At 53.4% G+C, this 20,540-nt stretch carries 17 protein-coding genes; 2 read left to right on the forward strand and 15 right to left on the reverse strand.

The features are described from left to right. Nucleotides 1-4 precede the first annotated feature (4 nt). From carB to RJP21_RS05100, 8 genes are all read right to left on the reverse strand, one after another. Nucleotides 5-3,220, reverse strand: coding sequence for a carbamoyl-phosphate synthase large subunit (gene carB / locus RJP21_RS05065; RefSeq protein WP_310858359.1), 3,216 nt, complete (start codon nt 3,218-3,220; stop codon nt 5-7). 2 nt (nt 3,221-3,222) lie between these two features. Next, nucleotides 3,223-4,353: a carbamoyl phosphate synthase small subunit gene (locus RJP21_RS05070; RefSeq protein WP_310858360.1), complete on the reverse strand. Its 1,131-nt coding sequence runs from the start codon at nt 4,351-4,353 to the stop codon at nt 3,223-3,225. A gap of 83 nt (nt 4,354-4,436) precedes the next feature. Beyond that, nucleotides 4,437-5,717, reverse strand: coding sequence for a dihydroorotase (locus RJP21_RS05075; protein WP_310858361.1), 1,281 nt, complete (start codon nt 5,715-5,717; stop codon nt 4,437-4,439). A 112-nt stretch (nt 5,718-5,829) separates the two neighbouring features. After that, complete coding sequence (locus tag RJP21_RS05080; protein WP_310858362.1) at nt 5,830-6,732, reverse strand: aspartate carbamoyltransferase catalytic subunit; 903 nt, start codon at nt 6,730-6,732, stop codon at nt 5,830-5,832. A gap of 2 nt (nt 6,733-6,734) precedes the next feature. Then, nucleotides 6,735-7,292 (reverse strand): bifunctional pyr operon transcriptional regulator/uracil phosphoribosyltransferase PyrR, encoded by a 558-nt coding sequence (gene pyrR / locus RJP21_RS05085; protein WP_310858363.1) that lies wholly within the window; start codon nt 7,290-7,292, stop codon nt 6,735-6,737. A gap of 337 nt (nt 7,293-7,629) precedes the next feature. Next, on the reverse strand, nt 7,630-7,884 hold the full coding sequence (locus RJP21_RS05090; protein WP_160044677.1) for a twin-arginine translocase TatA/TatE family subunit: 255 nt from the start codon (nt 7,882-7,884) through the stop codon (nt 7,630-7,632). Between the two features lie 66 nt (nt 7,885-7,950). Next, nucleotides 7,951-8,739, reverse strand: a complete 789-nt coding sequence (gene tatC / locus RJP21_RS05095) for a twin-arginine translocase subunit TatC (protein WP_310858364.1) — start codon at nt 8,737-8,739, stop codon at nt 7,951-7,953. An 80-nt stretch (nt 8,740-8,819) separates the two neighbouring features. Then, nucleotides 8,820-9,461: a DUF1232 domain-containing protein gene (locus tag RJP21_RS05100; RefSeq protein WP_310858365.1), complete on the reverse strand. Its 642-nt coding sequence runs from the start codon at nt 9,459-9,461 to the stop codon at nt 8,820-8,822. Between the two features lie 165 nt (nt 9,462-9,626). On the opposite strand from RJP21_RS05100, the gene ytaF reads away from it, so the two are divergent. After that, nucleotides 9,627-10,235: a sporulation membrane protein YtaF gene (ytaF, locus tag RJP21_RS05105; RefSeq protein WP_310858366.1), complete on the forward strand. Its 609-nt coding sequence runs from the start codon at nt 9,627-9,629 to the stop codon at nt 10,233-10,235. A gap of 172 nt (nt 10,236-10,407) precedes the next feature. Here ytaF and RJP21_RS05110 read toward each other — a convergent pair whose 3' ends face one another. The 4 genes from RJP21_RS05110 to lspA form a co-directional block, all read right to left on the reverse strand. Further along, entirely contained in the window at nt 10,408-11,049 is a 642-nt protein-coding gene (locus RJP21_RS05110; RefSeq protein WP_310858367.1) for a FusB/FusC family EF-G-binding protein, read from the reverse strand. Between the two features lie 316 nt (nt 11,050-11,365). Next, nucleotides 11,366-12,619, reverse strand: a complete 1,254-nt coding sequence (locus tag RJP21_RS05115; protein WP_310858368.1) for an LL-diaminopimelate aminotransferase — start codon at nt 12,617-12,619, stop codon at nt 11,366-11,368. A gap of 97 nt (nt 12,620-12,716) precedes the next feature. Beyond that, nucleotides 12,717-13,640, reverse strand: a complete 924-nt coding sequence (locus RJP21_RS05120) for an RluA family pseudouridine synthase (protein WP_310858369.1) — start codon at nt 13,638-13,640, stop codon at nt 12,717-12,719. After that, entirely contained in the window at nt 13,637-14,134 is a 498-nt protein-coding gene (gene lspA, locus RJP21_RS05125) for a signal peptidase II (protein WP_160044671.1), read from the reverse strand. Before lspA ends, RJP21_RS05120 begins: the two co-directional genes overlap by 4 nt. Nucleotides 14,135-14,358: 224 nt before the next feature. On the opposite strand from lspA, the gene RJP21_RS05130 reads away from it, so the two are divergent. Beyond that, on the forward strand, nt 14,359-15,108 hold the full coding sequence (locus tag RJP21_RS05130) for a TraR/DksA C4-type zinc finger protein (RefSeq protein ID WP_310858370.1): 750 nt from the start codon (nt 14,359-14,361) through the stop codon (nt 15,106-15,108). Between the two features lie 36 nt (nt 15,109-15,144). Here RJP21_RS05130 and RJP21_RS05135 read toward each other — a convergent pair whose 3' ends face one another. The 3 genes from RJP21_RS05135 to RJP21_RS05145 all read right to left on the reverse strand — a co-directional run bounded on the left by RJP21_RS05135 (nt 15,145) and on the right by RJP21_RS05145 (nt 20,533). Then, a complete protein-coding gene (locus RJP21_RS05135) occupies nt 15,145-15,477 on the reverse strand; it encodes a DUF5665 domain-containing protein (RefSeq protein WP_397386176.1) in 333 nt (110 codons plus the stop codon). 183 nt (nt 15,478-15,660) lie between these two features. After that, complete coding sequence (gene ileS, locus RJP21_RS05140; protein WP_310858608.1) at nt 15,661-18,753, reverse strand: isoleucine--tRNA ligase; 3,093 nt, start codon at nt 18,751-18,753, stop codon at nt 15,661-15,663. 1,276 nt (nt 18,754-20,029) lie between these two features. Next, nucleotides 20,030-20,533 carry a DivIVA domain-containing protein gene (locus RJP21_RS05145; protein WP_160044668.1) on the reverse strand — a complete coding sequence of 168 codons (504 nt, stop codon included), beginning with the start codon at nt 20,531-20,533 and terminating at the stop codon, nt 20,030-20,032. Nucleotides 20,534-20,540: the final 7 nt, after the last annotated feature.

Below are 20,540 nucleotides of genomic sequence, written 5' to 3' on the forward strand. Positions count from 1 at the left end.
CCCCCTAGCGGTCGGCGAATGCCGGCATGGCTTGGGACGAGAAGTTGATCGTATCCAGCATGTGAAGAAGCGCTCTGACGGTATCCAGCGACGTCATGCAGACGACTCCGTTTTCCACCGCTTCGCGGCGGATGCGGAATCCGTCGCGTTCCGGCGTTTTGCCTTTCGTCAGCGTGTTGAAGACGAACTGCGCTTCGCCGTTGCGGATCAGGTCGAGAATGTTCGGTGTGCCGTCGCTCAGCTTTTGCACCGTCGTCACGAGGATGCCGGCTTCGCTAAGCGCTTGGGCCGTTCCGCCCGTCGCGTAAATTTTGTAGCCGAGGCGGCGGAAGCCTTTCATCAGCTCGACCGCTTCCTCTTTATCCTTGTCGGCTACGGTCACGATAATCGCACCGGTGGAAGGAATTTTCATGCCTGCGCCGATCAAGCCTTTGTAGAGCGCTTTGGCATACTGCAGGTCGCGTCCCATCACTTCGCCCGTGGATTTCATTTCGGGACCGAGCGTCGGTTCGACGCGGCGCAGCTTCGCAAAGGAGAATACCGGAACTTTGACCGACACATATTCGCTTTCAGGCCACATGCCTTCTTCGTAGCCCAGATCCTTCAGCTTTTTGCCGAGAATCGCCTGCGTGGCGAGGTTCGCCATCGGAATCGTCGTCACCTTGCTCAGGAACGGCACCGTCCGGGAAGAACGCGGGTTGACTTCGATCACGTACACCTCGTCTTGGTAGATGACGAACTGGATGTTAACCAGGCCGACCGTTTTCAATTCCTTGGCGATGCGCGTCGTGATGCTGACGATTTTGTCTTTCAGATGCTGCTCCAGATGCTGCGGCGGATACACCGCGATCGAGTCGCCGGAGTGCACCCCTGCGCGTTCGATATGTTCCATGATGCCCGGGATGACCACCGTTTCGCCGTCGCAGATCGCGTCGACTTCGACTTCCTTGCCGAGCATGTAACGGTCGATCAGAACCGGATGCTCCGGATTGATTTTGACCGCTTCTTCCATGTAGCTCAGCAGTTCGGCGTCGGAATACACGATTTCCATCGCCCGTCCGCCGAGGACGTAAGAAGGTCTCACCAGAACCGGATAGCCGAGCGATTGCGCCGTTCCAACCGCTTCGTCCACGGACGTTACCGTGCTGCCTTTCGGCTGGGCGATGTCAAGGCGGGAAAGCAGCGCTTCGAATTTTTTGCGGTCCTCCGCTTCGTCGATGCTTTTAAGGCTTGTGCCGAGAATCGGAACCCCGGCGGCGCTTAGAGGACCGGCGAGGTTGATCGCCGTTTGACCGCCGAACTGCACGATGACGCCGATCGGTTTTTCCTGCTCGATGACGTTCATGACGTCTTCGAAGAACAGCGGCTCGAAGTACAGACGATCCGACGTGTTGAAGTCCGTCGATACCGTTTCAGGGTTGTTATTGATGATCACCGCTTCGTAACCCGCATTTTGGATAGCCCATACCGCATGCACCGTCGAATAGTCGAATTCGATCCCTTGCCCGATCCGGATCGGACCGGAGCCCAGCACGACCACTTTCTCTTTGTTCGATGGCGTCACTTCGTTTTCCGTTTCATAAGTCGAGTAATAATATGGCGTGGATGCCTCGAACTCGGCCGCGCATGTATCTACCATTTTGTATACCGGGCGAAGTCCTTGCTGCTGGCGATATTCACGCACTTCAACTTCTTTCGTGTAGCTGTCCGCCAACGCCTGCGTACGGAGCTCGGCGATCGCGCGGTCGGTAAATCCCAGCCGCTTGGCTTCATACAGCGTTTCCGGCGTCAGTTCCTTTTGCTGGATTTGCGCTTCGAAAGCGATCAAGCCTTGCAGCTTATCGAGGAACCACCAGTCCACTTTGGTCAGATCCTGCACGGTTTGCAGATCGTAGCCGCGGCGGAAAGCTTCGGCGATCAGGAAGATGCGCTCGTCGTCGGCTTTGACAAGGCGTTCCTTCAGCACTTCTTCGCTCAATTCCTCGCTGCCTTTCAAGTAGAAGCGATGTACGCCGATCTCCAGAGAGCGGATCGCCTTGTGCATCGATTCCTCGAACGTCCGTCCGATCGCCATGACCTCGCCGGTCGCTTTCATTTGCGTTCCGAGCTTGCGGTTGGCGTGAATGAATTTATCGAATGGCCAGCGCGGGATTTTGCTGACGATGTAGTCCAGCGTAGGCTCAAAACATGCATAAGTTTGGCCGGTTACCGGATTGACGAGCTCGTCAAGCGTGTAACCGAGGGCGATTTTGGCCGCCATTTTTGCGATCGGATAACCGGTCGCTTTGGATGCGAGCGCAGACGAGCGGCTGACCCGCGGATTCACTTCGATGACGTAATATTGATAGCTGTGCGGATCGAGCGCGAACTGAACGTTGCATCCCCCTTCGATGTTCAGGGCGCGGATGATTTTCAGGGACGCCGATCTCAGCATTTGGTATTCACGGTCGGACAGCGTCTGGCTTGGCGCGACGACGATGCTGTCGCCGGTATGCACGCCGACAGGGTCGAAGTTTTCCATGTTGCAGACGACGATGCAGTTGTCGTTGGCGTCGCGCATGACTTCGTATTCGACTTCCTTCATGCCCGCGATGCTTTTTTCGATCAAGCATTGTCCGATCGGACTGTAGCGGATCCCGGAGGAAACCGTCTCGCGGAGCTCTTCTTCGGTCGCGCAAATTCCGCCGCCGGTGCCGCCAAGGGTATACGCCGGACGAACGATGACCGGATATCCGACTTCATCCGCAAAAGCAAGCGCTTCTTCCAGCGTCGTGACGATCGTGCTTTCCGGAACCGGCTGCTCCAGCTCGCGCATCAGCTCGCGGAACAGGTCGCGGTCCTCGGCTTTTTCGATGGATGTCAGCTGCGTGCCGAGCAGTTTCACGTTTTCCTGTTCGAGGATGCCCGCTTTCGCCAGTTCGACGGCCATGTTCAGGCCGGTCTGGCCGCCAAGCGTCGGCAGCAGTCCGTCCGGACGCTCCTGGCGGATGATCTGGGTGACAAAGTCGAGCGTGATCGGTTCAATGTACACTTTGTCGGCCATGTTGGTATCGGTCATAATCGTAGCCGGGTTGCTGTTGATCAATACGACTTCAACGCCTTCTTCTTTCAGCGCTTCACAGGCCTGCGTGCCCGCATAGTCAAATTCCGCCGCTTGGCCGATGACGATCGGCCCCGAGCCGATGACGAGGATTTTCTTAAGTTGTTTGTTCAATGGCATAATTAACGTTCTCCTTTCGCGGCTGCAGCCAGTTCAGCCTGACGCGGGTTGGCCGGGTTTTGCTGTTTATGTTCTCTGATCATGTCAAGGAATTGATCGAATAAATAGCCGTTATCGTATGGACCCGGCGCGGCTTCCGGATGGTATTGCACGGTGAACGCCGGATATGTTTTATGCTTCAAGCCTTCGATGGTTTTGTCGTTGTTGTTGATATGCGTCACTTCAAGCTCCGTGCCTGCGACCGAATCCTCTTTAACCGTATAGCCGTGGTTTTGGGAAGTGATGTAGCAGCGGTTCGTTCTCAGGTCTTTGACCGGGTGGTTGCCCCCGCGGTGTCCGAATTTCAATTTCTCCGTATCGGCGCCGCAAGCGAGCGCGAACAGCTGATGTCCGAGGCAGATGCCGAAGATCGGGTACTCGCCGAGCAGTTCCTGGATCGTGCGGATGGCATGCGGCACGTCTTTCGGGTCCCCAGGTCCATTGGACAGCTGGATGCCGTCCGGATTCAGGCGGCGGATTTCGTCTGCCGTCGTGTCGTGAGGCACTACCACCACGTCGCAGCCGCGGGCCGTCAGCTCGCGCAAAATGCCTGTTTTCGCGCCGTAATCCACCAATACGATCCGCTCTCTCGAGCCAGGGCTGCTGTACATATGTTTGGTAGATACCGTAGCGACCTGATTTGTCAGAATCGGGCTGGCCGCCAGGCGTTCTCTCAGCTCTTCAACCGATGCGGCCGAAGTCGTGAGGATCCCTCTCATCGTTCCGTGCTGGCGGATCATCCGGGTTAGCATCCGGGTATCGATGCCGCTGATGCCGACGATGCCGTATTCTTTCAGCAGGCTGTCTACGTTGTATTCCGCGCGCCAATTGCTCGGCACCGTTTCATGCCGTCTTACCACGAACCCGTTCACGAACGGGGCCACGGATTCGAAATCGTCGCGCGTAATGCCGTAGTTTCCGATCAACGGATAGGTCATCGTCACGATTTGCCCACAGTAGGACGGATCGGACAGCACCTCCTGGTAGCCGGTAATCCCCGTATTGAATACAACCTCGCCTGTTTTTTCCCCTTCGGCTCCGAATGCACTGCCCGTAAACAGTGTTCCATCCTCCAGAAGCAATCTTGCCTGCATTCTACTCACTCCCTCTGTCAAATACGTACTTCTCTTCTGTTAAATAGCGTTTAGCCTGAATCTATCTCGAATCCGGGCGAAGGTTATTCAGCCCATGCCACTTTGCCGTCCACCCATGTTTTTACCGGCCAGCCCTTCAGCTTCCAGCCGGTAAACGGCGTGTTCCGCCCTTTCGAGGCGAAGGTTTGCGGATCGACCTCTTTTTCGGTCTCGAGGTCGATCATCGTCAGGTCCGCAGGCGCACCCTCTTCCAGCCGTCCTGTATTCAGTCCGAACACTCTCGCAGGATCGGCCGTCATGCGGCGCACGAGGAAGGAAAGATCCCAAAGCCCCGTTTCCACGAATTTCGTGTACAGCAGCGGAAATGCCGTTTCGAAGCCGACGATGCCGAACGGCGCCATTTCCATGCCTTTGGCTTTCTCCTCTTCGGTGTGGGGCGCATGGTCCGTGACGATCATATCGATCGTCCCGTCCTGCAGCGCTTCGATGCACGCCTGTACGTCGCGCGGCGAGCGGAGCGGCGGGTTCATTTTCCAGTTGGCGTCCAGGCCCGGTATGTCCTCGTCGGACAGCAGCAAGTGGTGCGGACACACCTCTGCGGTGACGTTGATGCCGATCGATTTCGCCTGGCGGATCAGTCGGATCGATTGTTCCGTGCTGACATGGCATACATGGTAGTGAACGCCCGTCGCTTCGGCGAGCAAAATGTCGCGCCCGACATGAATCGCTTCCGATTCGTTCGGGATGCCGACCAGCCCGTGCTTCTCGGCAAACTTGCCTTCCGTGACGCAGCCCTTTTCCACCAGCGAGTTTTCTTCGCAATGCGCAATGACCGGCATATCGAGCTCGGCGGCGAGGCGCATCGCGTTTTTCATCATTTGCGCATTCTGAACGCCCACGCCGTCATCCGTGAAGCCAATCGCACCGGCGGCCTTCAGCGCGGCAAAATCGGTCAGTTCTCGCCCGAGCTCCCGGACCGTGATCGCCGCGTAAGGCAGGACTTTGACCAGTCCCGCTTCGCGCGCCTTGTCCAGCACCAGCCGCACCGTTTCCGGATTGTCCGTCACCGGCTTGGTGTTCGGCATGCAGGCAATCGTCGTGAAACCGCCTTTGGCTGCCGAACGGCTGCCCGTTTCAATCGTTTCCTTATGTTCAAAGCCAGGCTCGCGCAAATGAACGTGCATATCGATGAGCCCCGGCGTTACCAGCTTCCCGGCCGCATCCGTGATTTCCGCGCCATCGGCCGGTTTCCATTCCGAGTCCCCGTCGATCAAGGTGCGGATGACCCCGTCCTCCAAAACGATATGCTTTTTCGTAAGTTCGCCTTGTTCATTCAACACGCTGGCGTTCGCGATAATATGCATGCTGTTTACCTCCGCTCGTTGATTGGCGCTGTGGCTTCCAATCTATTGTATAATATTCATTCAGATTTGTGTATATTTATTAATGCAATGGCATGAAAATTCCTGCTTTCGCCTACAATAACGCTCTTTCCATGACGGCCATCCGTACCGGAACCCCGTTGCTCATCTGCGTGAATATGGCCGACTGCTCACATTCGACGACAGCGTCATCGATTTCCACGTTCCGGTTCACCGGCGCCGGATGCATGATCAGCGTATGTTTGGAAAGCTTGGCTGCCCGTTCTTCCGTTAATCCGTACTGCTTTCGGTATTCTTCCGCAGATCCCAGCATGCCCGTTTCATGGCGTTCAAGCTGTACCCGCAGCATCATGACGACATCCGATTTTAATGCTTCTTCGATGCTTACATAAGGAACGTCAAGCTCTGGCGCCTGCATATTCGGCGGCGCGCAAAATTTGACTTCGGCGCCGAACTTCCGCAGCGCCCACAGATCCGATCTGGCCACCCGGCTGTGCGATACGTCCCCGATGATCGAAACGCTGAGTCCTTGCAATGTTCCGAACTTTCTTTTCATCGTCAGCAGGTCCAGCAGCGCTTGCGTCGGGTGTTCGTTGTTTCCGTCCCCCGCGTTGATCAGCGGGACCGAAATTTTGCCTGCCAACTCTTGAAGCACGCCTACCGGCTTCAGCCGGATGACCCCGGCGTCGATCCCCATCGATTCAAGCGTTTTGACCGTATCGTAAATCGATTCGCCCTTCTCCACGCTGGAGGCCGCGGCAGCGAAGTTCAGCACCTGCGCGCCGAGCCGCTTTTCGGCCATTTCGAAGGAAAACCGGGTTCTTGTGCTGTTCTCGAAAAACATGTTGGCCACAAACCGCGTGTTCAGGACCGGGATCACCTTCTCTTCCCGAGCCGCCCAATAGGCGGCCCGTTCGAGGATGGAGTCGATTTCGCCACGGCTCAGATCCTTCAGTCCGAGCAGACTGCGTTCCTTAAGCTTCGTCATCGTCATCATCGTCATTTCTCCTCCCGGTTTTGAAAAATCGTTACCTCGTCTTTGCCGTCGGTTTCCGTCAGCGCGACTTCGATCTGCTCCTGTTTTGATGTCGGCACGTTTTTTCCGATATAATCCGGTCTTATCGGCAGTTCCCGATGCCCACGGTCCGCAAGCACCGCCAGCTGGATCATCTGCGGTCTGCCGCAATCCATGAGCGCATCCATGGCGGCCCGGATCGTCCGGCCGGTATACAGCACGTCATCGAATAAAATGACTTTTTTCTCTTCTATTTCGAGAGCTTTAAGCTCTTGGTTCCCATCCAGGGCGGTTTTCGGATCGGCTTGCTTTTGATCGTCGCGGTACGCCGTGACGTCAATCGCTCCCCATGGCACCGGCGTGCCTTCGATCTCAAGTATTTTGGCTGCAAGGCGTTTTGCCAGAAACTCGCCTCTTGTTTTGATGCCGATTAAAACGCAGTTTTCAATCCCCTTGTTCCTCTCCAGTATTTCGTGTGCAATCCGTGTCAGTGCGCGGCGGATCGCCGCTTCATCCATAATGACATGCACCTCGTTGCTCATGCTCTACACTCCTTTTTGTTAAGGGATATTGACTACATTATCGCCCGTGAACATGCAAAAAACTCCTTGCCGCTCTTGGCAAGGAGTTAAAGTCTCTTGGACATTCGGACACAAGGCACCCTTACGAGACCGCGCTAAAAAGGCATGCGCATGCCGCGAAAGTGAACCTCGGTTCACGTTACCTTGCCAGCCTCACGGGACTGATTTAAAGGTCTTATTCAGATGGATTGAACTGAAGCGACCTGCTTCAGATTCATTTCATTTCATTCAGCTACAAGAATTATGACAGACGGGCTTCGTCATGTCAACAGGCTATTCGCCGCCGCGTCATGGAAATTTATTCCGGAAGATTGCGGGACTGCCGGGGATCAGGCTGAACGGGTGCCGCCTGAGGTTCGTCCGTTTTCGGCGCTTCCGCGGTTTTCCGCGGCGCCGGCCGGGAATCCCCGAATATTTCGTTCATTTCCCTTTTCACTTCACGCAGCGCCTTTCCCGCGGAACGCCCCAGTCCCGGGAGCTTGTTCGGCCCGAACAATAGCAGGGCGAGCAACGCCAGCAAAATGAATCCGGGCAAACCGATATCGCTTAGCATTTGGTTGAAACCTCCTTTAATTCTGTAACAAGATCGCTCGATTCATAGCGGATCACACTTGTCCGATCAAGAAACCGTCCCGTAATTCATCCGGTCCTCATAGTTGCCGTCGAGCCGCTGCTGCTTGCGGTACACTACCCGGGACATAAACACGCTAATTTCGTATAACACGATAAACGGCAGCGAGACGGAAATATGCGAAAAAAACTCGGGCGGTGAAATCATGCACGCGATAAATACAAGCACCATGTAGGCGACTTTGCGGATTTTCGCCAGCTTGGCCGGCGTCAGAATGCGAAGCCTCGTCAAAAACATCGCGACCACCGGCAGCTCGAACGCCAAAGAGACCGGCGCAACGATGTTCGTCAAAAAAGAAAAATATTGCGCGATGCCGTAGGTTTCGACGAGTCCCAGGTTTTTGGTCGTGTCCGTCGTAAACCGGAACGCCATCGGAAACACGACGAAATAAGCAAACGCAAACCCGACGATGATAAGGACAAAAGCGGCCGGGATATATTTTAACGCCGCCCTGCGCTCATCCTTGCGCAGCCCTTTTTTCACGAACCCCCAGATCTGGAACAGCGTGAACGGAACGGCCACGATCAGCGACAACGCCGCGGAGAGATACATATAGATCCGGATGCCGTCAAACGGACTAAACGCGTTCCATACGACAAGCGAAGCCGGAGGCCTGCTTTTCAGAAAATGCAGCACATCCCCGGTGAAAAACATGGCGGCAATCATCGACGCCACAAAAACGGCCAGTATCCAAAACAATCTTTTCCTAAGCTCGGATAAATGTTTTTCGTAACGGGACCAGTTCATTCGGTTCATCAAATTCAGCAGGTTCAGCAAGTTGATCAGCTCCATTGCTTTTTAAACATTTGCCATTTCCTTTTCCATACCTAACACTTTACCATTTTTGCCGGCAAAAATCACGATGGTCTTCGCATCGCCTTAAGCCGCTCCATAACGATCCCGACGGCGATCGCGTCATCGATGTAACCGAAAGGAAAGCTGAAATCCGGAATAATATCCGTCGACAGGACGAAATAAAGCAAGGCGCTGCCGATGACGTGACGCTCGGGTTCCGGCAGCCGTCCCGATCCGTATTCGCCGTATAAATCCTTCAATTGGTCGATGTAATATCCTCTGCTTCGAAGCTGCTCCAGTTTGGGCAAAAATGAGCTTTCGATGAGCTCCCGCCCTTCCTCGGTTTGTGCATACGCCTCATATTTATGCAATTCCTTGCGGATTTGGTCGGCCATGTTTTCTACATGAATGCCGCTGCCTTTTAGCGCATTCCTTAATTCGCTGATGTCGTCCTTCGTTTCCTTGGCTTCAAAACCTGCGGCGGACAAAAGCTCCTGAATCGGAATCTCTAAATGCTGCGCGAACAGATGCAGATGCTCCAGCTTGGGCTGCTGCTTTCCGTTGACGATCCGCGAGATGGAAGCCGCGTCCAAGCCTGACATTCCGCCGAGCTTCCGCATCGACAACGATTTGGCGCGCAACGATGTTTTGATCAGTTCGCCAAGCCGGTTTTCCTCCTGTTTGCCTTCATGTCCGGTAGCCATCGTTTCACCGCCTCTTTCGGCCTTTTTTTTCGCCTCAACGTTTTGTTGCGATTTCTTCAACATTATATGATCCGAACGGGCACTTTTTGTTGCCGGTTTTAATAAGATACGATGAGGATTCGGCAAAATCTCTAAACATCATTCATGCAGGGGAGTGCTTAGATTATGATTGCACCATGGTTATCATCCGTTTCAATCGCGCTGGCGTCCAATCTGGACAATGCCGGCGTCGGGGCCGCTTACGGGGTAAGGAACATCAAAATTCCTTTTTATGCGAGCGCGGTCATTGCCTTTATGGGTTTTCTGCTTACGCTTATCGGAGGTTTGTCCGGGCAGGTGATCGCCTTGTGGATTCCCCCGGAAATATGCAACTTCATCGGCATGGTCATTTTGGTCGCGATCGGTCTGTGGGTGATGCTGCAGCCGTTTTTGGAGCGGAAAAAGCCGAAAAAGGAGACGCCCCCGGGGCTCATCAAGGAAATTTTGAAAAACCCGGAAGCTGCCGATTTCAATCAATCCAAAACCGTCGATTTCAAGGAATCCGTCATTCTTGGCATCGCGCTGTCGATCAATAATTTGGCCGGGGGGTTCGATGCCGGAATTACGAACATCAACATTTGGGAAACCTCCATTTTTTCCGGTTTGTTCAGCTTGATCTGCATAGGCGTCTGTTCGATGGCCGGCCGCAAAATTGCCGGTGAACGCCTCGGCAGAAGCGCCAGCTGGATTGCGGGGGCGATCCTGATCGCCATCGGCCTTCACCAAGTCATTTAATGCCGTTAAAAGAAAAACGTCTATCGACGTACTTTCACAGAAGGCAGACCGCGTTTAGCGGGAATTTTTCTTGGGATATAAGGAAGCCGTCCCTTCGAAACTTTTACTGTCTCTTATATCTTAAACCAAAAAAGAAAGGCTGCCCCTAGGGGCAGCCTTTCCCGCAATAACTTTATTTCCGAACAGAGAGAATGAACTTCTCAAGTGACGCTGTATCGGTAATGCTCTGATTGCATGCATGGCTATCGACGCATACGTATTGGCCGACGGAAGAAAAATTATCGGGCACGGCGCTTTTGGTCTTGACCGAGAAAAATGCCAGTTCCTGGTGCCGGTTGCAGAACATGCAGTAGCCCTTCTTGTTGGTCGGCATAATCCTTCCCTCGATGCCGATAAACTGCCCTTCGTACGGATATACGATGAACAGACGGCTCGTGGCGACGTCCACCCAGCCCAGATACGTCATAAATCGAAAATCGATGGACTGCAGATCAGGCACTTTCAATTTTTTATTTTTAGGGAATAACTTCTCAATCTGTTTCTGCGTAATCGGCGGATACGGCTCCAGAAATGCTTCCAATTCAATGAGATGTCTTTCAAAATCGGGTGCCGTTTCGAAGGTCGATATTCGTTCCAGCATTTTCCGCTGATCCGCCGTCAGGGAAGAAAATGCTTCCGTAACCGTCATTGCCGCACGGTACCTTACGGTTTCCAAAACGCTTCGGTCCGCAACGGTTCGCAGCGTTCTCAGAAGGAATTCCGACTGTTTTTTAATTACGTTATACTGGTGGTTTCTAATAAATGGTGTACTCATTGCTTTTCAGCCCCTTATTTATATTGAAATTCAATAAGGTGCAAAGCCTTTATTAGAAACGATAAAATGAAGTTTGGGCGATTGAATCCATTCCATCGCACCTCACGCAAAGTATCGCCCCGAAATCAGGCTTTGCATGAGGACTTCCTAGCAAATGAGCAATTCAGTATTGCCAACGATAAAACCCCCTATCATCATCGATGCGAAAAGTATAGCAAAAATAACCCGAAGCCGCAATTCATTGCCGTTCGAAAACCCCTTTAGAACACAAACGGACAGCCGCCAGGCTGCCCGTTGAACGTTCATGACTATGCTGTTAAAACTCGAATTCCACGTCGCTCAGACGCCGTTTGATTTCGCCGATGACCCGTTTTTCGTCTTCTTCGCCGTTTGCGATAAACGTGACGGAGAAACGGACGAAATGTCCGGCATCATCCCAAGGCACGCTGGAGATGAGTTTTTCGCGTATCAGGTATTGGGAGAAATCTTCGCCGGATTCGAAGCGGATGCCGCCTTTAATTCCTTTCGGCGCTTCCACGTACAGGAAGAAGGAGCCTTTCGGTTTTTCGGCTTTAAAGCCGAGTTCGTTTAGCGCAGCGACCAGCATGTCATGTCTGCGGGAGTATTTGGCCGCAATGTTTTCGGTAATTTCCGGATGGTACAAACCATAAGCGGCCGCTTTTTGGATTGCGATAAATTGTCCCGAATCATTGTTGTCCTTCACATCCCCAAAGGCTTTGACTACAAGCGGGTTGCCCGCGATGAAACCGATCCGCCAGCCGGTCATATTATAGGATTTGGACAAAGAATGGAGTTCCACTCCGACGTCTTTCGCCCCCGGAACGGACAAGAAGCTAAGCGGCTTCAGACCGTCGTAAGTCAATGCAGCATACGGCGCGTCATGAACGATGACGACGTTATGCTTTTTCGCCCATTCCACGACTTCGCCGAAAAACTCCGCGGTCGCGCTGGCCCCCGTCGGGTTGTTCGGATAGTTCAGGTAAAACAGTTTGGCGCGTTTGGCGATATCTTCGGGAATGGCATTCAAATCGGGCAGGAAGTTGTTTTCTTTTTTCAATTCGACGTTGTAAACTTCCCCGCCCAGGTATTTGGTGTGCGTTCCCATCACCGGATATCCCGGCACCGTCATGATCGTAACGTCGCCCGGGTTGATAAAACACGAAGGCAGCATGGCCAGCGCCGGTTTGGAGCCGATCGAATGCAGGACTTCGGTTTCAGGGTCGATGCCGTCGACGTTAAACACTTCTTTTAAGTAATGGACGGCAGCAACCTTGAATTCAGGGATGCCGTTGTCCGCGTAACCGCGGTTTTCAGGCTTGGCCGCTTCTTCGGCAAGCTTCGCGACGATGCCGGCATCCGCCATTTCATCCGGTTCGCCTACGCCCAGGTCGATCAGTTCGACTTCCGGAAAATCCTTTTTCGCTTGGGCTTTGGCGCGTTTAATTTTTTCAAACTTGTAAATCGCTGTATCTTTACCGTAATTGGATCCGCCAATCCGGTCCGCAAAATTGTGCTGAATATACGTATTTTGATATCGTTCGATGCTCATGTACCATTTCATCTCCTATTTAGGCAAAATTCTATCCCTAAATATGAAGGAATCCATGGCTGAATGCCATGGACTAATCATCGTATCATTTGTACTTTCATCGGCTGCGCAGATTGACGAGCAGTTGCTCCATGTCCGGCGGGATCTCCGCGGTGAATTCCAAATATTCCCCGCTCGACGGATGGACAAAACCAAGCACTTTTGCATGCAGCGCCTGCCCGTCCATTTTGATGCCTTTGCTGCGCCCGTATACCGGATCCCCCACAAGCGGATGGCCGATAAATTTCATATGGACGCGGATTTGGTGGGTTCGGCCTGTTTCGAGCTGCAGCTCGAGCAGCGTGTAATCCCCGAACCGCTCCAGCACGGCAAAATGCGTAACCGCATGTTTGCTGTTTTTTTCGGTCACCGTAAACATTTTGCGGTCCAGCGGATCACGGCCGATCGGCGCATCGACGGTTCCCTGGTCGTGGCTTACGTTGCCGTGGACGAGGGCGACATATTTGCGCGTCACGCTGTGCTCCTTTAACTGGGCGGCAAGCGAAGCATGCGCCTTATCGTTTTTGGCGGCCATCAGCAAGCCCGAGGTGTCTTTGTCGATCCGGTGAACGATCCCCGGCCGCAGCTCCCCGTTAATGCCCGACAGGTCCTTGCAGTGATACATCAGCGCATTGACAAGCGTCCCGGAGGCATGACCGGGAGCCGGATGCACGACCATCCCCCGCGGTTTGTTCACCACGATCAAGTCACTGTCTTCATAAGCTACGTCAAGCGGGATATCCTCCGGCACAATTTCCACGACCGCGGGCTCCGGCACGGTGACCTCAAGGACATCCCCTTCGGCCAGCTTGTAATTGGCTTTGACGGGTTGGCCGTTGACTTTGACATGTCCCGAACCGATCCACAGCTGTACCTGGGATCTGGATACGTCCTCCTCCCAGGATTCCGTGATGTATTTGTCGATCCGTTCTTTGGCATACGCCCCGTCGATCACCCATTCCCGGATATCGGCTTCACTCACACGATTTCATTCCCTTCCCCGCTGCCTTCTTCTTTTGGTGTTTTGTTCAAATCAATCAGTGAATCCAAAATGATCAGCGCCACCCCTACCACGATGCAGGAATCGGCGATGTTGAAGATCGGAAACGTGTAGCTTCCGAAGTTGAACATCAAAAAGTCCACGACCTCCCCGTTCAGCGCCCGATCAAGGAAATTGCCGATCGCTCCGCCAAGCACGAGGCTAAGCGCCGCCGGCAGCAGCTTGCGCGAAGAAGTTTTTCTTACTTTTTGCATGTACCAAATAATCGCAATCACAACAACGATAGTTATGACGATAAAAAACCACCGTTGGTTCGGGAGAATGCCAAAGGCGGCCCCGCGGTTGCGGCTCGAGGTGATCACAAAAAAGTTCCCGATGACCGGGATTTCCTGACCGATCTCCAATTGTTTCGCAATGATGAATTTTGTCCCCTGATCCACTAAAAACGCGATAATAGCGAGGATATAATACCACACAGCGCCAAGTCACTCCGTTCTTATCAATTAGGTCCGCAGACCCTGACGGTTTCATGTCAACTAAGACCTGTATATTGTAGCACAGCACGTCAAACATCGTCCATTAACGTCCAACCGCGAGAAGATTTTCCTTCTGTAAAACAAGCTTATTCCGCGCATTCTACAAAAGAAGGAATTGTCTCAAGCGGCATTTCGCTGCCGTCAAAGGAAAGGGGCCCGTACTTATGCAGCATCTTACCGATTCACAGCTCAAGCATCTGCGTTCCTTGCTGGAAGAGCAGCTGCAGTCGCTACAGCATAAAGATCAGGAAAACGATTCCTACGGCCTTGACGAGTCCATGCGGGACGAATCGGGCGAGCTCTCTCTCGTTGACAACCATCCAGGAGATATGGCCACCGAGATGTACGAACGTGAAAAGGACCTTATGCTTCAAAATCACGACGATCATCGGATGGAGCAGATCCGCGACGCGCTCGAACGGATGGATCAAGGAACCTACGGCATCTGTCCGGTTTGCGATAAACCGATTTCCTATGAGCGCCTCGAAGCCGTTCCGACGACGGAATATTGCGTGGAGGATTCGCCAAAACATCATGTATCCAACTATCGCCCGGTGGAGGAACATTTCCTGATGCCCCCGTTCGGCCGCACGAGTTTGGATGAACGCGAAGACCAAAACGGTTTTGACGGTGAAGACGCCTGGCAGGCGGTCGAAAATTTCGGGACATCCAACACGCCGGCCATGGCCGAAGGCAATGAAATCCACAGCTACAACGAGATGGAAATCGAAGCGTCGGAAGAACTTGAAGGCTGCGTCGAACCTTTGGAAGCTTTCGTCGCCACCGACATGTACGGCAACCTGATCGATATCGTGCGTAACCAGCAATACCGCAAATACATGGACATGGGCGAAGGAATCGACATGTACCAGCTGGCTGAAGAGGAAGAGGACGAAGAAGATTATCTCATTTGATCTTTCGTTTCGTCCGATTTCCTTCCTTGCGCCGGTCTAATATGTTTTCAGTTCCATCTGCCGCTGCACGATCCGCACGATATCCGCGATATAATCCCCGATGATGGGCAGGTTGAGCGCACCAAGCACCTGCAGGACGTAAATAATGGTGGCGGCAAAAAAAGTAAAACCGATCGCAATCCCGACCCCGCGTGCCGTTCCGGAAAGCAAATTCAGCCAGATCATCCGCATCGGCTTGTGAAGAAGCTGAGTATAGTCGGCAATGCGGGATCTTTCCATCTCGTCCGCAATTTGGGCCGTAAGCTGGTAGATCCGGCTCAGCTGCTCTTTCTCCGCCGCAGATTCGCATGTTTTCTGATCGTTGACCATAGATGACTTCCCCTTCATAAAAGCGTTGCAAAGCATCTCGCGAGAAAAACAAACGAGCCCGCAGCCGCCGGTTTTTGTCCGGCGCCTTAAGGCTCGTTTTATTCTTTGACTGCTATTATTTGCCTAAAGTCAACCTCTCATTCAAGCGGGAAGGCTATCTTGGGCTTTTTTTGTCTTTCGGAGTTACTCGGCAATGCGCACGCCAAGCGTTTTGCCTGCCAAATCAACGGTTTCCATGCCGTCTTCCTTGCCGAACACAACGTCTTTGACCAGCACGTTTTCGCGGAGCACATGGTCGAAGGCCCGAATCGCTTGGGTTAGCTCTTCGTCCGCGTCCAAAACAAGCGTTACCCGTTTTTCGATCGGCAGGTCAAGCTTTTTGCGGTAATCCTGAACGGCGCGGACCACTTCCCTGACCCAGCCTTCCTGCTCAAGCTCAGGCGTAATCTCGGTATTCAGGGCAACCGTGATGCCGTAACCGGAAGCCGAAGCGAATCCGCTCTTGGCATGTTTTTCGACGAGCAATTCGTCGGCGGTAATTTGCAGCTCTTCACCTTCCGGAGAGGTAACGTTGAGGCCTCCGGATTGAACGGCCGCTCTCGTTTCCTCCGGAGACAAACCTTTCAGGAAGCCTTGGAGGAAGCCGATGTTTTTGCCGTATTTTTTGCCGGCCACCTTCAGGTTCATTTTGAGCGTAAAGTCCACGAACCCGCTGTCGCTTGTTTCCAGCACGAGGTCCTTCACGTTGATTTCTTCTTTGATGATCTCCTGGTAGCCCTCCGCGTCAAACGGACGATCCATGGAAACAATCAGTTCGGACAACGGCTGACGGGTTTTGATGCCCGTTTCGTTTCGCACGTTGCGCGCAAGCTCGACGATTTGGCGCGCCGCTTCCATGTCGGCTTCAAGCGTTTTGTCGATCAGCGATTCGTCGGCCTGCGGGAAGTCCGCCAAGTGCACGCTTTCGCCTCCGCCGAGGTTGGTGTAAATGTCTTCGGACAGGAACGGCGTATATGGCGCCATCAATTTCGACAGCGTCAGCAGCACATGCGTCAGCGTGCCGTATGCCGCAAGTTTGTCTTCGGTCAGCCCGCTGCCCCAGAAACGGTCGCGGGAACGGCGGATGTACCAGTTGCTCAGCTCGTCGACAAATCCTTCGATGCCTTTCGCCGAGTTCAGGAAGTCGTTCACCGCAAGACCTTTGTCGACCAGTTGGATCAGGCTGTTCAAACGGGACAGAATCCAGCGGTCGAGTTTATTGTCGGAAGGCTTGAACGGATGCTCCGCCGGATCGTAGCCGTCGATGTTTGCGTACAACGTCAGGAACGAATGAGTGTTCACGAGCGTGTCGACGACTTTGGATTTCGCTTCCGCAACGATGCCTTTGGAGAAACGTTTGCTGTTCCATGGCGCGCTGTCGGCCAGCAATGCCCAGCGGAACGCGTCTGTGCCGAATTCGTTGATGATATCCCATGGATCGATGACGTTGCCTTTGGATTTGGACATCTTTTGTCCGTTTTCATCCAAAATGTGGCCCGTCGCGATAACCGCTTTGTAAGGCGCCACGCCCTTAAAGAGGGTGGAAACCGCCAGCAAGCTGTAGAACCAGCCGCGGGTTTGGTCGATCCCTTCGCAGATCATATCCGCAGGGAACTGCTCTTCGAAGGTGCTCTCGTTTTCGAACGGATAATGATGCTGCGCAAACGGCATCGAACCGCTGTCGAACCATACGTCGATGACCTCGGAGGTGCGTTCCATCACGCCGCCGTCGCAGTGCGGGCATTTGACTTTGACTTCGTCCACGTAAGGCTTGTGAAGTTCAAAATCATCCGGGAGAGCCGTTGTCGCATGTTCTCTCAAATCCGCAAAGCTGTGCGGAGCGTATTCTTTTTTACAGGATTCGCACACCCAAACATTCAGCGGCGTACCCCAGTAACGGTTCCGGCTGATATTCCAATCCACGAGATCTTCAAGGAATTTGCCGAAACGGCCTTCGCGGATATGGCCCGGGAACCACTCCACGCCGTTGTTGTTGGCGATCAACTGATCTTTGACGGCCGTCGTTTCGATGAACCAACTTTCCATCGCGTAATACAGGAGCGGCGATTTGCAGCGCCAGCAGAACGGATAGCTGTGTTCGTATTTTTCCTTGCTGAACAAAAGGCCTTTCTCCGACAGCATCTTCACGATGTCCAAATCGCAATCTTTCACAAAACGTCCGGCCAGATCCGTAACCTCATCGGTGTAGCGGCCTTGGGCGTTAACGACGCTGACGAAGCTGATCCCGTTTTCGCGGCATGTTCTGTAGTCGTCTTCACCGTGCGCAGGCGCCATATGGACAATACCGGTACCGCTTGCGTCCGTGACGAACGAAGCGCCGACGATCAGGTTGCCCTTTTCCGGATGGATGTACGTAAACGGCGGCGTGTAGGTTTTTCCGATAAACTCGGAGCCTTTATGCGTGGACAACACCTGATAATCTTCTTTCATCACGTCTTCGACCAGATTTTTGGCCACGATGTACACTTCGCCGTTTTTTTGCACGCGCGCATAATCCATATCCGGGTTCATCGCGAGCGCAACGTGAGCCGGCAGCGTCCAAGGGGTCGTCGTCCAGGCAAGCACGTAGTCGCCGCTGTCATGCAGCTTGAATTTGGCTGTTGCGCTCAAGTCTTTGACATCTTCGTAGCCTTGGGCCACTTCGTGGGAGCTGAGCGTCGTTTGGCAGCAAGGGCAATACGGGCTTACGCGGTGGCCGCGGTACAGCAGTCCTTTGTCATGGATCGTCGCGAGGATGTTCCACACGCTTTCGATGTAGTTGTTTTCAAGCGTGATGTACGGATGATCCAGGTCGGTCCAGTAGCCGATCGCCTCGGTCAGCTCTCTCCATTGTTTTTCATATTCAAATACGCTGGCTTTACATTTTTTAATAAATTCTTCAACGCCGTATTTTTCGATCTCTTGTTTGCCGGAGATGCCCAGCTGTTTTTCCACGCCAAGCTCGACCGGCAAGCCGTGAGTATCCCAGCCCGCTTTGCGGACGACGCGGTAGCCTTTCATCGTTTGGTAACGGCCGATAAAGTCTTTGATGACGCGGCCGAGAACGTGCCCGATATGCGGCGCGCCGTTCGCCGTAGGCGGACCTTCGTAAAACACGTAGTTCGGTCTGCCTTTGCGGTTTTCCATCGATCTGCGGAAGGTATCTTCCTTGTTCCATTTTTTCAGTACGCGCAGGTCGCGTGTGCGCGCTTTTTCTTTGATATCGACTTTTTGCATCATATCCATCCTTTCGTGTAATTCCTTGGAAGGAATTTCCCATCCCCCTAAATCCCCCTTCTAAGCGAATGCTTTCGAAGCGAGTTTTCCTTCGGAAAACTTTTAGGAGGACCCCAAGGGCTTCCGCCCTCTGGACTCCCGAAATGGGTCGAGGGAGTCACAGAGTACGGACTTTGATTCTTTTTATGTGATTCCCGCTTTTCGCCCCGTTCTTTGCCTTCGCAAAGACGGGGCACGCTTAACGGATGCGCTCTCTAGTTTCAAAAACAAAAAGTTACTCTTTGCACCACACCCATCGCACGCATGGAAGGTTCTCGATAGCGATCCGAAGGGAGCTGAGGAAGAACCGATCACAACTCCAACAGCAGCTTTATCGAGCCGCTCCCATCGCACGCATGGAAGGTTCCCGATGACGATTCCGAAGGAGCGTCGAGGAGGAACCGGTCACACCTCCATAAGCAGCTTTAACGCGCCACTCCCCTCGCACGCATGGAAGGTTCTCGATGGCGATCCGAAGGGAGCCGAGGAAGAACCGACCACACCACCATAAGCAGCTTTATCGCGCCACTCCCATCGCACGCATGCAAGGTTCCCGATGGCGATCCGAAGGGAGCCGAGGAAGAACCGGTCACACCTCCAAAAGCATCTTTATCGCTCCCGCACCCATCGCACGCATGGAAGGTTCCCGATAGCGATCCGAAGGGAGCTGAGGAAGAACCGATCACAACTCCAAAAGCAGCTTTATCGCGCCACTCCCCCTCCCTACGCCGAACTTTCGGGTGTCCAGAGGGCAGCGTCCTCTGGGGTCCCCCTTTGGAAAGGGGGATTTAGGGGGATTCGATAGAATTTAGGGGGATTCGATAAAACAAACACAAATAAAGCCCCATCCCTAAAAGGGACGAGGCTTCTGCTCGCGTGACCACCCTAATTCCGCTCATGGGGAAACAAAACTCCCCTGAACGACTCCTCAAGTCCTCGCCTGATCGGGGTTCCCAAGGAACATCGCCGTCAGCAAGGAGCCGATATAACGTTCGGCATGCCGGCTCGGCTTACGCACGTTAATGCTAACGCTTCAGCTTCGCTTCTCCGGGAGGATCTTCGGCTTCGGTCTGAACGTCGGCTCTCAGCAAACGCCGACTCTCTGGAGAACATGTCCAAAGCTTACTTATCCCATCATGGAATCCATATGCGCTTCAACGCTGCCGCGACTGCGCGCGACAACCGATATGACTATAGTTATAGCCCTTTTTCATTCAAAAGTCAACCAAGCAGAAGCCTAGTATACCTCATTTGCTTCGCGGGTATCCCGGGAATCGCCGGGCGATTCCAGCGCATCCCAGCCGTCTTGGCTCAAAAGCTCCAGCTGCGCTTCCACCAGCGTCCGGAATCGGGTACGGTAAATGGAAGCCTGCTTTTTCAATTCTTCCACTTCCATCGCAATTTTGCGCGACTTGGCAAGCGATTCGTTGATGATGCGATCCGCATTTTTCTCGGATTCTTTTATGATCAACTGCGCTTCCTTCTTGGCGTTGTTTTTCACTTCATCCGCCGCTTCCTGGGCGACGATGATCGTTTTCGAAAGCGTCTCTTCGATGTTAAGGAAATGGTCCAATCTTTCCTGCAATGACATCAACTGATTATGAAGATCCTTGTTTTCGCGAATGACACTCTCATAATCCTTAATGACCTGATCGAGGAATTCATTCACTTCATCTTCATCATAGCCCCGAAGCCTGCGTGAAAATTCCTTGTTATGTATGTCTAACGGCGTTAACGGCATAGATGTG

It is taken from the genome of Paenibacillus sp. VCA1, assembly GCF_031583795.1.
Taxonomy (GTDB): domain Bacteria; phylum Bacillota; class Bacilli; order Paenibacillales; family Paenibacillaceae; genus Paenibacillus_AQ; species Paenibacillus_AQ albilobatus.

Excerpts from the sequence above, each read along its gene's own strand:
- RJP21_RS05080 (WP_310858362.1), bottom strand. The coding sequence starts at position 6,732 with ATGATGACGATGACGAAGCTTAAGGAACGCAGTCTGCTCGGACTGAAG.
- RJP21_RS05115 (WP_310858368.1), bottom strand. The coding sequence starts at position 12,619 with ATGAGCATCGAACGATATCAAAATACGTATATTCAGCACAATTTTGCG.
- ytaF (WP_310858366.1), top strand. The coding sequence starts at position 9,627 with ATGATTGCACCATGGTTATCATCCGTTTCAATCGCGCTGGCGTCCAAT.
- RJP21_RS05145 (WP_160044668.1), bottom strand. The coding sequence starts at position 20,533 with ATGCCGTTAACGCCGTTAGACATACATAACAAGGAATTTTCACGCAGG.
- ileS (WP_310858608.1), bottom strand. The coding sequence starts at position 18,753 with ATGCAAAAAGTCGATATCAAAGAAAAAGCGCGCACACGCGACCTGCGC.
- pyrR (WP_310858363.1), bottom strand. The coding sequence starts at position 7,292 with ATGAGCAACGAGGTGCATGTCATTATGGATGAAGCGGCGATCCGCCGC.
- RJP21_RS05100 (WP_310858365.1), bottom strand. The coding sequence starts at position 9,461 with ATGGCTACCGGACATGAAGGCAAACAGGAGGAAAACCGGCTTGGCGAA.
- RJP21_RS05130 (WP_310858370.1), top strand. The coding sequence starts at position 14,359 with ATGCAGCATCTTACCGATTCACAGCTCAAGCATCTGCGTTCCTTGCTG.
- RJP21_RS05070 (WP_310858360.1), bottom strand. The coding sequence starts at position 4,353 with ATGCAGGCAAGATTGCTTCTGGAGGATGGAACACTGTTTACGGGCAGT.
- RJP21_RS05110 (WP_310858367.1), bottom strand. The coding sequence starts at position 11,049 with ATGAGTACACCATTTATTAGAAACCACCAGTATAACGTAATTAAAAAA.
- RJP21_RS05090 (WP_160044677.1), bottom strand. The coding sequence starts at position 7,884 with ATGCTAAGCGATATCGGTTTGCCCGGATTCATTTTGCTGGCGTTGCTC.
- RJP21_RS05075 (WP_310858361.1), bottom strand. The coding sequence starts at position 5,717 with ATGCATATTATCGCGAACGCCAGCGTGTTGAATGAACAAGGCGAACTT.
- carB (WP_310858359.1), bottom strand. The coding sequence starts at position 3,220 with ATGCCATTGAACAAACAACTTAAGAAAATCCTCGTCATCGGCTCGGGG.
- RJP21_RS05135 (WP_397386176.1), bottom strand. The coding sequence starts at position 15,477 with ATGGTCAACGATCAGAAAACATGCGAATCTGCGGCGGAGAAAGAGCAG.